This window comes from Acinetobacter sp. YH12108 (assembly GCF_013419055.1).
Taxonomy (GTDB): Bacteria; Pseudomonadota; Gammaproteobacteria; order Pseudomonadales; family Moraxellaceae; genus Acinetobacter.
In genome coordinates this window covers 74,997-89,318 of sequence record NZ_VPAW01000006.1, presented here as the reverse complement: position 1 = coordinate 89,318, position 14,322 = coordinate 74,997, and the positions used below count along the sequence as shown (strand labels likewise).

12 protein-coding genes are annotated in these 14,322 nt (G+C 41.5%); 4 read left to right on the top strand and 8 right to left on the bottom strand.

From position 1 onward, the window contains the following. Window positions 1-144 precede the first annotated feature (144 nt). Window positions 145-975 (top strand): TIGR02391 family protein, encoded by an 831-nt coding sequence (locus FTU46_RS05220; protein WP_180104491.1) that lies wholly within the window; start codon window positions 145-147, stop codon window positions 973-975. Between the two features lie 93 nt (window positions 976-1,068). Here the strand turns inward: FTU46_RS05220 and FTU46_RS05215 are convergent, their stop codons facing one another. Then, window positions 1,069-1,443, bottom strand: a complete 375-nt coding sequence (locus FTU46_RS05215) for a DUF559 domain-containing protein (RefSeq protein ID WP_180104528.1) — start codon at window positions 1,441-1,443, stop codon at window positions 1,069-1,071. A 261-nt stretch (window positions 1,444-1,704) separates the two neighbouring features. On the opposite strand from FTU46_RS05215, the gene dhaK reads away from it, so the two are divergent. Beyond that, window positions 1,705-3,435 (top strand): dihydroxyacetone kinase subunit DhaK, encoded by a 1,731-nt coding sequence (dhaK, locus tag FTU46_RS05210; protein WP_180104490.1) that lies wholly within the window; start codon window positions 1,705-1,707, stop codon window positions 3,433-3,435. Between the two features lie 136 nt (window positions 3,436-3,571). On the opposite strand, the gene FTU46_RS05205 is transcribed toward dhaK, so the two are convergent. From FTU46_RS05205 to FTU46_RS05195, 3 genes are all read right to left on the bottom strand, one after another. Further along, complete coding sequence (locus FTU46_RS05205; protein ID WP_180053103.1) at window positions 3,572-4,846, bottom strand: glutaminase; 1,275 nt, start codon at window positions 4,844-4,846, stop codon at window positions 3,572-3,574. Between the two features lie 266 nt (window positions 4,847-5,112). Beyond that, a complete protein-coding gene (locus tag FTU46_RS05200; protein ID WP_159122835.1) occupies window positions 5,113-5,919 on the bottom strand; it encodes an SDR family oxidoreductase in 807 nt (268 codons plus the stop codon). Next, the gene (locus tag FTU46_RS05195) at window positions 5,919-6,614 is read right to left on the bottom strand and encodes a hypothetical protein (protein ID WP_180002252.1); all 696 of its coding nucleotides are present in this window, start codon (window positions 6,612-6,614) and stop codon (window positions 5,919-5,921) included. The genes FTU46_RS05200 and FTU46_RS05195 overlap by 1 nt, the downstream gene beginning before the upstream one ends. A gap of 175 nt (window positions 6,615-6,789) precedes the next feature. Between FTU46_RS05195 and FTU46_RS05190 the strand changes: the two genes are divergently transcribed. Then, window positions 6,790-9,684 (top strand): valine--tRNA ligase, encoded by a 2,895-nt coding sequence (locus FTU46_RS05190; protein ID WP_180104489.1) that lies wholly within the window; start codon window positions 6,790-6,792, stop codon window positions 9,682-9,684. Window positions 9,685-9,871: 187 nt separating this feature from the next. Here the strand turns inward: FTU46_RS05190 and FTU46_RS05185 are convergent, their stop codons facing one another. The 3 genes from FTU46_RS05185 to FTU46_RS05175 form a co-directional block, all read right to left on the bottom strand. Beyond that, window positions 9,872-10,345, bottom strand: coding sequence for a hypothetical protein (locus tag FTU46_RS05185; protein WP_180104488.1), 474 nt, complete (start codon window positions 10,343-10,345; stop codon window positions 9,872-9,874). 204 nt (window positions 10,346-10,549) lie between these two features. Next, window positions 10,550-11,593 (bottom strand): molecular chaperone DnaJ, encoded by a 1,044-nt coding sequence (locus tag FTU46_RS05180; protein ID WP_180104527.1) that lies wholly within the window; start codon window positions 11,591-11,593, stop codon window positions 10,550-10,552. A 143-nt stretch (window positions 11,594-11,736) separates the two neighbouring features. Next, on the bottom strand, window positions 11,737-12,423 hold the full coding sequence (locus FTU46_RS05175) for a carbonic anhydrase (protein WP_180104526.1): 687 nt from the start codon (window positions 12,421-12,423) through the stop codon (window positions 11,737-11,739). 478 nt (window positions 12,424-12,901) lie between these two features. Here FTU46_RS05175 and FTU46_RS05170 point away from each other — a divergent pair, with 478 nt between their 5' ends. After that, window positions 12,902-13,579, top strand: coding sequence for a DUF421 domain-containing protein (locus tag FTU46_RS05170; RefSeq protein WP_004783062.1), 678 nt, complete (start codon window positions 12,902-12,904; stop codon window positions 13,577-13,579). Here the strand turns inward: FTU46_RS05170 and FTU46_RS05165 are convergent. After that, window positions 13,576-14,277 (bottom strand): HAD family hydrolase, encoded by a 702-nt coding sequence (locus FTU46_RS05165; protein WP_180104487.1) that lies wholly within the window; start codon window positions 14,275-14,277, stop codon window positions 13,576-13,578. The two genes, FTU46_RS05170 and FTU46_RS05165, sit on opposite strands and share 4 nt — an antisense overlap. Window positions 14,278-14,322: the final 45 nt, after the last annotated feature.

Sequence of the window (14,322 nt, the reverse complement as noted above, 5' to 3'; positions counted from 1 at the left end):
TTTTTCAAAGAGGGGAATTTCACGTATTAATTTAATTACATAACAGCTCCTCCCTTTTTAAAGGGAGGTTGGAAGGGATTAAATTGCTATAAATAAAATGAATATTTAGAATGCTTAAATCCATGAAAAATTTAAGATTGACAAATGGCAATAATAAAAAGTTTAGATCTTGGAAACTTAGAAAGCATCTGTAAAACTTTAGGTGAAACTAATAATGGGCTTTCAGGAACAGAAATTACCAAGTATCTGGCTGAATGTAATATCAAAGATCTTCAATTAAATTCAACAAAATGGAAACGCTTATATGATGCTCTATACTCAAAACAAACTGAAGATCGCTGTTCCAATAATGTCTTAGCTTTTATTAAGTATGTTATGCGTCCTTCACGACATATCCATAGAAAAGAATGGTTTGAAAATATACGAACTGAATTGAATTATGTATTGTCATTTGAAGGTTTTGAACTCACTGAAAGTGGCGAACTCAAGCAAGCAGACAAAGTTCAAACTTTTGATGAAGCTGAAGCACGAGCACAAAATTTAAGAAAAACTTTATTAGATAGAAAAATACATCCTGATGTCTTAGCCTTCTGTAGAGCAGAACTACTCGTAGATAATTATTTTCATGCGGTTTTTGAAGCCACTAAAAGTATTGCTGAGAAAATTAGAATCAAAACAAAACTAACAAGTGATGGTTCTGAATTAGTAGATCAAGCTTTTGCATATAAAAATAAAGTTCCTTATTTAGCCTTAAATAGTTTAACTACACCAAGTCATCAGAGTGAACAAAACGGTTTTATGCATTTACTTAAAGGGATATTTGGAACATTTAGAAATACTACAGCTCATGCCCCTAAAATCACATGGAATATAGATGAACAAGATGCTTTAGATATTTTATCGACTGTGTCCTTAATTCATAGAAAATTAGACAAAGTAGTTGAAGCTAAAAAAATGTATGAAGGTCAAATGTAATCCCTCCTAACCTCCCTTTGAAAAAGGGAGGGACTACATGATTTCATAACCGCCATCAAATTCGTTTGAAGTCCCCCTTTGCAAAAGGGGGATTTAGGGGGATTCTTTAGGAAGCTCATTCAAACAATATTTATAAATTACATTTGCTACATCATCAATCCGCCCCATCACCTGCCCATTATCAAACCTCAATACTTTCAACCCAAGTTGAGCCAAAGCTTCATCTCGTATCCGATCTGCTTCTAAACCTTCATCAGTAAAATGCTGACTACCATCACACTCAATGACTAAATTGGCAGCAGGACAGTAGAAGTCCACAATGTAATTTAAAATTGGTTTCTGTCTATAAAACTGCAAACCTAGGATTTGTTTACTACGAAGTTTTGACCATAACAATTTTTCAGCTTCGGTCATGTTATTGCGTAAGTCACGTGAGACTTGTTTTAAGTTTTTATTGTAAGGCTTTATTTTTATTCTCTTTTTTGAAATCTCCCCTAACCCCTCTTTTCCAAAGAGGGGAACTCCACGTAAACAAATAAATTACGTGACAGCCCCTCCCTTTGAAAAAGGGAGGTTGGGAGGGATTTAATTTATCAAATATGCGCCCCTTTTCTAACCCATCAATCCTCGACTGTTCGTTTTTACACTTTTAAGTCTGCAAAAATCATCACTTTCATGAATAATAGACCAATAAATTTATCTCCCAAATCAATGACTATTGGTGTTCCAATGAAAAAACTTATGAACGGTGCTGAAAACATCGTTGTCGAAATGTGCAAAGGCTTTGTCCTGGCACATCCAGAACTTGCATTTAATGAATCTTATAAAATCATTTCCCGAAAAGAAAAACACCAAAATGTCGCCCTGATCAGTGGTGGTGGTAGCGGTCATGAACCTGCTCATGCCGGCTTTGTTGGTCAAGGCATGCTGGACGCTGCTGTATGTGGTGATGTGTTCGCCTCTCCTTCACAAATTCAGGTCTATAAAGCCTTGCAGCAAGTCGCGACTGACAAAGGCGTCCTAATGATTATTAAAAACTATTCTGGCGATATGATGAATTTCCAGAATGGCGCAGCCTTAGCCACTGAAGATGGCATCAAAGTTGATTACGTGAAAGTCGCAGATGACATCGCAGTAAAAGACAGTCTATATACAGTTGGCCGTCGTGGCGTTGCCGGTACGGTCTTCGTCCATAAAATTGCCGGTGCTGCTGCATCTAAAGGTTATGAGCTGGCACGTGTTAAAGAACTTGCACAAAAAGCTGCGGACAATGTGATTAGCCTTGGTTTTGCCTATACCTCTTGTACCGTCCCCGCCAAAGGCACACCAACGTTCACTTTAGCTGATGATGAAATGGAATACGGCGTAGGCATCCACGGTGAACCGGGCATCCGTCGTGAAAAGATTCTGCCGTCTAAAGAACTGGCACAACGTATTGTTGATGACTTGTTTCTGGATCGTCCAAACCTGACTGAAGTGGCTGTTCTAGTAAATGGCTTTGGCACAACGCCACTGCAAGAGTTGTATGTGTTTAATAATGATGTATGTGAACATCTGGCAAGCAAAGGCATCAAGATTTACCGTACCTTTGTCGGCAACTACATGACCAGTATCGACATGGCAGGTGCATCTGTTTCCTTGTTGGCGGTGGATGATGAATTGAAAACTTATTTGGATGCAGAAGCCAATACTCCTGCATTTAAAATAGATGGTTCAACTGCACTGCCATTTGAGTTTGCGGCCAAAGACGAAGCTGCTGTACGCACAGTAAATACAGATGTTGAAACGCATCCTGAACATGCTGTGATTGCCAATGAACAATTCACCATTGAAAACATGCGCTATGTGGTCGATGTGATGAGTGCCTGCATCATTAAAAATGAAGTACCTTTCTGTGAGTTAGATGCTCATGCTGGTGATGGCGACTTCGGAATGAGTGTGGCCAAAGGTTTTAAACAACTTAAACGCCAATGGCATGAACTGGTTCAAGCTGAACAGATGGATGATTTTCTGCTGAACTGTTCAATGATCATCATGGAACATTGTGGCGGTGCATCTGGTCCAATCTGGGGTTCTGCTTTCCGTGCAGCCAGCAAATCCATTAAAGGTAAAACCACATTAACTGTGGCGGATTTTGCAGAGATGCTACAAGCTGCGGTAAAAGGTATTCAAACGACTGGTGAACGTTCATTTGGCCGTGGTGCCGTTGTAGGTGACAAAACCCTGATTGATGCTTTGGTGCCGTGCGCAGATTCGTGGTCTGCCAATATCGACAAGACCTTCAAAGAGAACTTTGTTCTAGGCGCTCAAGCAGCAGTTCAAGGTGCGGAATCCACTAAAGAGATCGTCGCACGTATGGGTCGTGCCGGGACTGTAGGTGATCGAAGTCTGGGATATCCAGATGCTGGTGCGCATGGTTTAGGTGTGATCTTTACTGATATTGCTGAGCATATTAAGTAATTTTTTGACTTATCCCTCATCCCATCCCTCTCCCACAGGGAGAGGGTGTCTCATTTAATTAAATAGAGGGTTAGATTTCACAGTGAAATTCCCTCTCCTTTTAGGAGATGAGCAGCACTGCTGCGCAAGGGAGAGGTTATTTATACTTTTCCAAAAACTTCTCCAACTCCTCCGTCACCACCACCCTTTTTCTACCCTTCAACTGGTCCTTATCCAGCAAACCTTCTGAATCTACGACTAGTACTTTATGTCCATCCTGTTTTAAACGATCTACACCTTCAAACAGCATTCGGGCACCGACATCATGCATCAAAGTGAGATTAGTCAAATCGAGAATAATAGTGCTTTTACCTTCAGGTTCATCCTGCAAAATGCGTAGCAGCATTTCAGACTCAGTAAATTGCAGCACTCCACGCAGTTCATAAACCACGACGTTATTCTTTTTACCCACCGTATAACGGCTTTGCAGAATGGTCTGTGCTGACGGCGTACCTTCCATAAGGTGCAGCCCCATATCGTGCGACAGATTTTCAAAGATTCTGACACCACGCACACTGTTACCATGCTCATCAATTTTTGGAGAAAATACCGCAATCCCAACTTGCCCTGGCAGCACTCCAATAATGCCACCTGCCACGCCGCTCTTGGCAGGAATACCCACTGTGGTCAGCCAGTCCCCAGCAGCATCGTACATACCGCAGGTCAGCATGACACTGAGCAATTGCCGGACTAAGGCCCGATCCAGCATGCGCTTACCCGTCTTGGGATGCACACCACCATTGGCCAATATACTAGTGATCACCGCTAGGTCTTTGACTGTGACCTTAATTGCGCACTGCTTGATATAGCCATGCACGATTTCTTTAGGATCTTCATCCAGCACACCGACGGTACGTAGCATGTAGCCAATCGACATATTCCGAAAAGCCGTTTTAATCTCAGAGTTATACACCTGCTCATCAAAGGACAATTCACGTCCAGCCAGTCCACTTAAAAAACGGCGTAACTGTTCAGCACGTGATACCGTTTTCTTGGCAGGAATCAGAGAATGCGTGGTAATCGCACCAGAATTAATCATGGGGTTTTTAGGAATATTGCGTTCTTTTTCCAGCGAAATCTGGTTGAAAGCCTCACCTGATGGCTCTACCCCAACTTTTTCCAGTACCTGTTTTAGCCCTAACTCCTTGATTGCCAGTGCATAGGCAAAAGGCTTGGAAAGAGACTGCATGGTAAATTCAACGTCATCATCCCCGGCAGAATAGATGGTTCCATCTACTGTCGATAGTGCAAGTCCGAGCTTGTCAGGATCAACCGCAGCAAGTTCAGGAATGTAATCTGCCAGCGCGCCTTTTTTATTATCATGGCAAGCAGAAAGCACATGATTCAAGTAATCCGGTACCGGCGTTTTCATGGCAAATGCTCCCATCTCAATCTTTTATATCATTTTTATTAAAACTGAATACTGAAGACGGTTTTGCTACTTTTATGCAGTTTTATGTTGTGAAAATGGGATATGGACAAAAGAGATAGAGGAAATAAATGAATTCATTGGACAAGATCAGGAAGCTTAAAATAGATAAATTATAAAGATGAGCATACTATTTTCAGATTACAGGTCTATTTCTATCGAGCAATAAACCTGTAACCGATGACAACCAGCTTGATCTTGCAAACAGATTATTTCACCTTAGTTTTGCGAATCATCTTATACAATACTTTTGGCGATAGACGTGACACTAGAACACCCAGTTTTTCTTTAGAGCCCCCCACCACGATATATTCTTCGCCACGTTTCAATGCTTCTACAGTCTGACGGGCAAAATCAGCCGGTTCCAGACCATTTTCAATCGCTTCATCCTGCTTGGCCTGAGGTTTACCTTCCCCATTTAAGGCATTAAAAGACACATTGGTTTTAATAAAGCCCGGAAAAATCACGGATACCTGAATACCCTGATCTGCCATTTCAGCGCGCAGGCTATTCGCCCACATATGAATCGCGCCTTTGGCTGCTGAATAAGACGCCCGATATTGAGTTCCAAGCAGGCCGGCCACACTGGAAATAAAAGCAATCCGGCCAGATTTCTGTTTTAAAAATGTCGGTAAAACTGTTTTGGTGAAAAACACCTGAGAGAAATAATCGACTTCCATAATGGCGCGTTCAGTCTGCATGGTGGTTTCCTGAATCAGGGCACGCTGGCTGAGTCCGGCATTATTGATTAGCCAATCAATGCGGCCTTTCTCACTCAGCACCTGTTCATAAGCCGTGCGTACCTGACTTTCATCAGTAATATCGGCCACGACTGAGATGTGTTGATCAGGATTCACCAGTCCTGAACGGACTTTTTCCAGTTCTTCCAAACGTCGTGCAGTCAATACTATCTGTGCACCTTGGGCAGCACATTCTTCAGCCAGTGCCTTACCAATTCCTGAAGATGCTCCGGTAATCCAGACTACTTTTCCCTGTAAATTTTCTAGTTTTGCCATTAAATCCTGTCACCCTCTTTATATGAATGTGTTCCTGGCGGCATTTCATCTTCCAGAAATGCCAGCAACTGCTCAAAATAATAACTCATGGTATCCGCATCATAGAGGCTACCGAGTTTATCAAAACGTTTATAACCCAGTTGTGTGGTCAGGTGAATCACACCATTCAATGTTTTATCCACCACCACATTAAATTTCAGCATCTTTTTTGGTTCACGCACCAGATGCGTCACACCCTGATCCACCACCTGAATAAAAGCTTTCAATGCCGGTGAGACATACTGGTTATTGCCACTTTTCATCTGCTCCACGCAGCCCAGCAGTTCCGTGATCAGCATGCGTTCTACCGGATAGCGAACAAAGTATCCATCTTCATTTTCATGGGTCATCTTGTACAGATAGTTCACCATAGGAATCAGCCGATCATTACCAAAGAAAGAAACCGACCATGGCATATATTTGCGAGTCGTTTCTAAAATCTGTTGAATGACTTTTTCGGATTCCTGATCTGGGGAGCTAGAGAGCTGCACCACACGACCAAAAATCTGGTCAATAATTTCACAGGCAATATCGGCCAGATTTTCACCGAGCAATTTGGCCAGACTTTCCTGTTCGCCAGCATTAAATCGGGAATGCAGGTCTTTAAAGCGTTGATGGGTATCGGGATGAATCTTGAGAGAAATGCTATAGCTCATCTTGTTATCCTTTTTTTTAATCGTCTGCGATGAGTCGCGTTTTATCAATCTATCATACGTTGAGTTCAGGCAACTGCCAATTGGCGAAAGTTTGCTTTTGGTTAAGCTGCCGCATGCCTTGATTTTTTTGCTACAATAGATGCAATTTTTTATCCACTTTTGATCTGTTTAGACTATGACTGATTCAGCGCAAAACATTGCTACGACCTACGATCCGACCGAGATCGAGAAAAAATGGTACCAAACCTGGGAAGAGCGCGGTTACTTCAAGCCGTCTCAAAAAGGTGAATCATTCTGTATCATGATTCCGCCGCCAAACGTCACTGGTAGCTTGCACATGGGTCATGGTTTTAACAATGCCATCATGGATGCGTTGACCCGTTATAACCGTATGTCAGGCAAAAATACCTTATGGCAGCCAGGTACTGACCATGCGGGGATCGCAACCCAGATGGTTGTTGAGCGTCAGTTAGGTGCTCAAGGCGTAAGCCGTCATGATCTGGGCCGTGAAAAGTTCATCGAAAAAGTCTGGGAATGGAAAGAGCAATCTGGCGGTAATATTACCCGTCAAATCCGTCGTTTGGGTTCTTCTGTAGACTGGTCACGTGAACGCTTCACCATGGATGAAGGTTTATCCAACGCCGTTAAAGAAGTATTCGTGAAACTGCATGAAGAAGGCCTGATTTACCGCGGCAAACGTCTGGTGAACTGGGATCCTAAACTGCAAACCGCCCTGTCTGACCTTGAAGTAGAATCTGATAAAGAAGAACAAAGCTCACTGTGGCACTTCAAATATTTCTTTGAAGATAAATCACTGCGCACTCAAGATGGTAAAGACCATATTGTCGTTGCAACCACTCGTCCAGAAACATTACTCGGTGATACTGCGGTTGCGGTCAACCCTGAAGATGAACGTTATGCGCATCTTGTCGGCAAAAATATTGTATTGCCAATTACTGGCCGTACCGTTGCCATCGTTGCTGATGAATATGTAGAAAAAGAATTCGGTACAGGCTGTGTGAAAATTACGCCTGCGCACGACTTTAATGACTATGAAGTGGGTAAACGCTGTGGTCTGGCACTAATCAACATCTTCAACAAAAATGCTGAAGTTCTGGCTGAGTTTGAATACATCGCGAAAGCGGGCGAACAGATTTCTAAAACCATCCCTGCGCCTGCAGACTACATTGGTTTAGAACGTTTTGAAGCGCGTAAAAAACTGGTTGAGCAAGCTGAAGCTGAAGGCTGGCTAGATCAAATCCAACCTTACACTCTGAAACCACCTCGCGGTGACCGTTCAGGCGTAATTGTTGAGCCATTATTGACAGACCAATGGTATGTAAAAATTGCTCCACTGGCTGAACCTGCCATTGAAGCGGTAAAAGATGGCCGTATCAAGTTCGTTCCTGAACAATACAGCAACATGTACATGTCATGGATGAACAACATTCAGGACTGGTGTATTTCACGTCAATTATGGTGGGGTCACCGTATTCCAGCTTGGTACGATGTTGAAGGCAATGTATTTGTCGGGCGTAACGAAGAAGAAGTTCGTGCGAAACACGGTATTGCACCTGAAGTTGAATTGAAACAGGACGAAGATGTACTGGATACCTGGTTCTCTTCTGGTTTGTGGACATTCTCAACATTAGGTTGGACTGGCGACGAAGCGAAAGATAAAGAAAACTACTTCTTAAATACTTTCCACCCGACTGACGTATTGGTAACTGGTTTCGACATCATCTTCTTCTGGGTTGCCCGGATGATCATGATGACCATGCACTTCATGAAAAATGAAGATGGCACACCGCAAGTACCGTTCAAAACTGTGTATGTACACGGTCTGGTACGTGATGGCGAAGGTCAGAAGATGTCTAAGTCTAAGGGTAACGTACTTGACCCATTAGACCTGATTGATGGTGTTGATCTGGAAACCTTGGTACAAAAGCGTACTTTTGGTCTGATGAACCCAAAACAAGCCGCGAAGATTGAGAAATCGACCCGTAAAGAATTCCCAGAAGGTATTCAGGCTTACGGTACCGACGCAGTTCGTTTCACATTCTGTGCGCTTGCCAACACTGGTCGTGACATCAAGTTCGACATGAAACGTGTGGAAGGTTACCGTAACTTCGCCAACAAAATCTGGAACGGTACCCGTTTCGTGATGATGAATGTTGAAGGTCAAACGGTTGGTCAAAATGCTCGTCCTGATCTTTGGGAATTGCCTGAACAATGGATCGTGAGCCGTCTGCAAAAAGCGGAACAAGCAGTTCAGCAAGCATTTGCGACTTACCGTTTAGACTTGGCTGCACAAGCGATCTACGAGTTTATCTGGAATGAATACTGTGACTGGTATGTCGAGCTGACTAAACCGGTTCTAAACGATGAAAACGTATCTGAAGAGCGTAAAGCTGAAGTTCGTCGTGTGTTACTGGCTGTGATGGAAGCATCTTTACGTCTTGCGCATCCAATCATGCCGTATCTGACTGAAGAAATCTGGCAAACGCTTGCTCCTAAACTGGGGATCTCTGGCGAAACTATCATGCTGGCTCAGTACCCTGTTGCTGACGAAGCGAAGATCAACGAACAAGCTGAAGCAGATATGCAATGGCTGCAAGGTCTGATCGGTGCGGTACGTAACATCCGTGGTGAAATGGGCTTAGGTAATGCACGCCTATTACCTGTTCTTCTTCAGAACACCACTGAAGCTGAAAAAGCACAGATCACGCGTATTGAAGCATTATTCCAAGCATTGGCTAAAGTTGAAAGCATCACCTTCTTAGGCGACAGCGAACAACCACCATTGTCTTCATCTTCAGTTGTTGGTCACGTGTCTGTATTCGTTCCAATGAAGGGTCTGATTGATCCTAAAGCTGAATTGGGTCGTCTGCAAAAAGACTTGGATAAGGTTCAAAAACAGCATGACCAGATCGCCAACAAACTGGCGAACGAAGGTTTTGTCAGCAAGGCACCTGCAGCGGTTGTTGAAGGTGAACGTGCGAAATTAGCTGAGTTTGCTGATCAGTTAGCGAAAATTAAAGCTAATATGGAGCAGATTGCGGCGCTTTAATACTGTTGTTTGATTCAAAAAATCCCCTCTTAGTGAGGGGATTTTTGTTAATAATTTCAATAAATTATATAGATAAATAGTTATTTTATTCAAAATCAGAAATTACTAGCAAGAAATATAGAATTTCCAGCTTTAAAGTCAATCTTTTCCTTTCAAGAGTGAAGATATAAAATTTGATAATATAAAGTTATATAGCAACTGTTATACTTGTTGGCCATTTATCTTTATATTTTTTTACATCTGATACAGAGATCTGACATCCTTCCCGTAGAAGATAGCCTTCTTTATCATCCCAATAGAGAGTATTAGTATTAGGGTCTATAAAACTTCCCTCTTTTTTACTGCCTATAGTTTCTATAATCTCTTTCCAATCTTCAGTAGTTAGAATATAAAAATCTGGAATATCATTAATTGATTTATCTTTAAAATCCACAAAAACAATATAATCACATTCTTTCCAGATACCTTTTACTTTTGGCCAAGCATTACCTCTTTTAGTTTTTACAGACACACATCCAGCACCATTTTCTGTTTCAATTAATAAATCTGTTTTTTTATGGTTTCCCAATGTAAGTTGGGCATAAATATCACACTTGCACAATTCTGCAGCTACTAGGTATTCACCTACTAATCCAATATTCTCTTTTGATAAATGCTGCATTTCACCCCTCCGTATTAAAAAATTAATAATCATATTTATTAAATAAGTAAATTATTATTTCACATGACTTATTTACTAGCATGTTATCTTTAACAATATCAATTTCCATCTACTTTTACTATAGCCCTCAATTATTCCTTATCTACTTAGTACTTACTTAATGTCAGTTTATTTCCCGCTCTTTTAGAAGATAAAAAAGAAAACTTAGAGCATCCCATGCCTTAAAAACATCTCTAATCCACTTAACTTTTTGATATACATCAGACGTTCTTTTTCTACTTTGATTTGCTGCTTGATAGTAGAAGTATCTTCATCAATCTGCTTATACAAGTCAGCAATTTGAACCTTACCTTTTGCCTTTTTGACTGCAATTCTGGTTTTTGATGACCAGACCAATCGATTGATCAATGCATCAATCTGCTCTTGTAACTTCTGGCTCTGCACATCCAAAGCCAGTTGATACAGCTTGACTTGCTCTGCACTTAAACTCTTTTGCGAAGGATCTCGGTCTTGCTCAATCTGAAGCTGCATTTTCAGTAAAGCAAACAAATCTTGTTCTGCATAGGCCTCATTGGCACGTTGCAACAATTCAGTTTTTTTAATCTTTTTTACATCATTTGCTTCACGATCCGGATGAATTGCCGCAGCAATCTTTAAATATACAGATTTCACTGACTGCTCTGCCATCGCAGCCGCCTGTTCCTGTTTTTCCTGCTGGCGTTTTAGTTTGGCCTGCTCGCGGATTTGCTGAAAATGATCAGAGGCCCATTCTTCAAATCCCTCAGCATCAGCCGGATCTGGGACATTTTCATTCTTAAAAAACCTTTCCAGTTCATTGGTCTTTTTTTGGCTTTTTCTGAATTGAGCATGTTCAGCGCGTTGCTGATAATAGATGAAGATTTCATTGACCTTATTGGCTTCTTGCGCTGACATCGCCTGAGAATCTTGCAGATAATCTGCCAGGTATTGAATCTTCTCATCCAGTACTACCAACTCGACCTTGGTAAAATCTGTTTCCTGCAAGTGCTTCCAGAGCTGTTCGAGCTGCTCAAACAGCACACCATGTAATTCATGATAGACCGGCATGAAAGTTTTATGCGTATATTGCTGTAGGTCTTCTTCAGCCTGTTGCCATTGTTTTAACTCCAACTTCTGCTGTTCGATTTTATCAATCAGACGATCCAGCTTCTTCTGCTGTGGCGAAAGCGCTGTGAATGGCTGGATCATGGTTTTTAAGTCAAAGAGCATGGCAGCAGAAAGACCCAAGGAAATCTTATCTATATTAATTCTTTCAGCATTCGCCACAAAGTTCTTTTCACCTTAGGCTATTGAAATTTGTATCAGAATTAAAAAAAGCAGAACTGTGTCTGCTTTTTCCATGCTGCTGTTTATTATTCCAGTACCACACGGCCATTTAAGGACTGCACTGGACGGTTATTTGAATGACCCATTAACTTGGAAAATTCTGAAATCTGTGTCGCAGAGGCCTGTTGGATCTCTTTCAAAATCAACCAGCGCACACCTTCAGAACATGGTGGTGTCGTCAGCGAACCACTAAAGCGGTAATAATCCAGATTCTTAGGCAACATCTCATTTACAGGTTGCGGAGTTTTCAAGACGACTTTTTCACCTTGCTTTTTCGGCAAGCGATTCCACATACGTTTAAGCATCGGATTTTCTGTACCCTGCGCAAACATCATCGCCACTACAGCAAGTTCACCTTGAGCATTGGCATGGACAAAATGAATCTCTAGAGGATAGCTCTTGCCTTTAATTAGGTTCTCACTTGGGCTATGTAGATGAAACTGTTTCAGCACAAAAGTTTCACCATCCAGCTGTAATTCTCCGCCTTGAGCAAAGTCTACCTGAACGGTATGACCTTTATTTTCAATCGCGTGAATCATGGTGTTATAGCTAAACTTGAGCGGTTCCAGTTCGGCTTTGACTGTTCGCTCGATATTGATTGGTGACTGGTTCAGTCCATTACAGGCTGTATATTTCTGGTTTAGAGTCGACCACTGTTCAGGCTGATCATAGTTCCAGTCTGCATCTGCAAATACCGCTGTACTTAAGCCCATAACCGTTAAAAGCGTGAATATCTTTTTCACAATACATCCTTTCTTGGAAGTCAAAATCAATATTTTTAATTTAAAAAACAGATTTTTAGCTTGATCTAATCGCTATATTTTTCAGGGCACAACATACAGAAATTTATAATTATCAAGTTATTTGATTACAAATCATTAAATAGTTCTCATTATTCCTAGGAAATTGCTCAGATTTTATCTTGATATATTTCAGTAGCATATTATTTGTACTGCTTAAAAGTTAAACAGAGTAAAATGTGAACTGGTTCAAATTTAATCTGTTGAATAATCAATCAATATTTACATGAAATATCTATCTTATTTTCTCGAAATCACTATATCTTTCATTCACAGCGATCACATTCAAAAAAAATAATTTATTTTTATTCAAAAACTTACACAATTACAGCAGCAAACTAACAGCCGAGATTGCTAGACTCGGAACAAAGAGTGATCTGGAATAATAACAATGGACTGGGCCACCATATTTATAAATGATACGACTTGGGAATTTGCCACAGAGATTTTGCTGCGCTGTGTAGTGATGTACGCGATGATTATCCTGTTTCTGCGGCTGACAGGTAAACGTGGGGTACGACAACTTTCGATCTTTGAAGTCACCATCATTCTTGCCTTAGGTTCTATTGCCGGCGATCCGATGTTTACAGAAGATCTTCCCCTGATTCAGGCAGCACTGATCATGTCGGTGATCATTTTCCTGTATCGTCTGACCACCTGGCTCATGATGAAATTTCAATGGTTTGAAGACCTGCTCGAAGGCAAACCGATTCATATTGTGGAAGATGGTTTACTGGTCATTGATGAAATTAAAAAAGGCAAAATGTCTCATGATGAATTCTTTGCTGAGATGCGTCAGCAAGGCATTGAACATTTGGGTCAGGTACGCTTGGGTTTACTGGAAACTGACGGTAAATTTAGTATTTTGTATTTCCATCCAGATGATGTTCGGCATGGGCTCCCGCTTTTCCCTAAATCCTGCTGCATTGTCAAAGAAGTCAGGCCAGAAGAGCTTTATGCCTGTATTTATTGCGGTCAAGTCCAGTATTTAAAAGAAGCGGAACAGACTTGTCCGCGCTGTCACTCTCACCAATGGGCAAAAGCCATGAATAGCCACCGGATTACTTAAAGCTGCTTAAGTCGTTGCAAATGGTCAAAGATTTCTGTCAGTTGCTGAATCTTGTATTGAATATGCTCGGCATCCGGATGGAAACCTTGCATCCACAAAGCATGCATACCTGCGGCTGTTGCGCCTTGAATATCATTAACAGGATGATCGCCAATATATAGACACTTCTCTGGCTGCACGCCTAAACGCTCTGCGGTAATCTGAAAAATTTCTGCCTGCGGTTTGCTGAAACCGACCAATCCTGAACTGACAATCTCATCAAAATACTCTGCAATACCTAAACCGCGAATGGTATTTAATCGGGTCTCATGTCCACCATTAGACACAATGGCTAAGCGATAACCTTCAGTTTTAAGCTGTTTTAATACTTGCCCTGCTTGCGGCATCTCTACGGCGAAACGTCCAAACTGACTGAACCAGAACTGCGCTAGCTCATCTAGATCTGGTGGAGTTAACCATGATAATTCCTGCAACAATGCATATGCAGCCGAAGCCCCAATACTGCCATGCGTCAGCAGTTCCTTTTTAGGATAACCGCCATTATCAATGCGTCTTACAATCTCGATAATTTTATCTGAATCGACTTGTGCCAATGCTGGAGCATAATATTCTGCCAGATAACGGCTATAGGCCTGTGCAGTCAGATCACGGTGGGTCAAGGTATTGTCGAGGTCAAATAAAACGGCTTGGATCGTCATAATGTTCAAATCAAAATATTGAAACTTTCAGCCATGGTAACAGCC

Coding starts and splice junctions, on each gene's coding strand:
- FTU46_RS05220 (WP_180104491.1), top strand. CDS start 145: ATGGCAATAATAAAAAGTTTAGATCTTGGAAACTTAGAAAGCATCTGT.
- dhaK (WP_180104490.1), top strand. CDS start 1,705: ATGAAAAAACTTATGAACGGTGCTGAAAACATCGTTGTCGAAATGTGC.
- FTU46_RS05205 (WP_180053103.1), bottom strand. CDS start 4,846: ATGAAAACGCCGGTACCGGATTACTTGAATCATGTGCTTTCTGCTTGC.
- FTU46_RS05200 (WP_159122835.1), bottom strand. CDS start 5,919: ATGGCAAAACTAGAAAATTTACAGGGAAAAGTAGTCTGGATTACCGGA.
- FTU46_RS05195 (WP_180002252.1), bottom strand. CDS start 6,614: ATGAGCTATAGCATTTCTCTCAAGATTCATCCCGATACCCATCAACGC.
- FTU46_RS05190 (WP_180104489.1), top strand. CDS start 6,790: ATGACTGATTCAGCGCAAAACATTGCTACGACCTACGATCCGACCGAG.
- FTU46_RS05185 (WP_180104488.1), bottom strand. CDS start 10,345: ATGCAGCATTTATCAAAAGAGAATATTGGATTAGTAGGTGAATACCTA.
- FTU46_RS05180 (WP_180104527.1), bottom strand. CDS start 11,593: ATGCTCTTTGACTTAAAAACCATGATCCAGCCATTCACAGCGCTTTCG.
- FTU46_RS05175 (WP_180104526.1), bottom strand. CDS start 12,423: ATGGGCTTAAGTACAGCGGTATTTGCAGATGCAGACTGGAACTATGAT.
- FTU46_RS05170 (WP_004783062.1), top strand. CDS start 12,902: ATGGACTGGGCCACCATATTTATAAATGATACGACTTGGGAATTTGCC.
- FTU46_RS05165 (WP_180104487.1), bottom strand. CDS start 14,277: ATGACGATCCAAGCCGTTTTATTTGACCTCGACAATACCTTGACCCAC.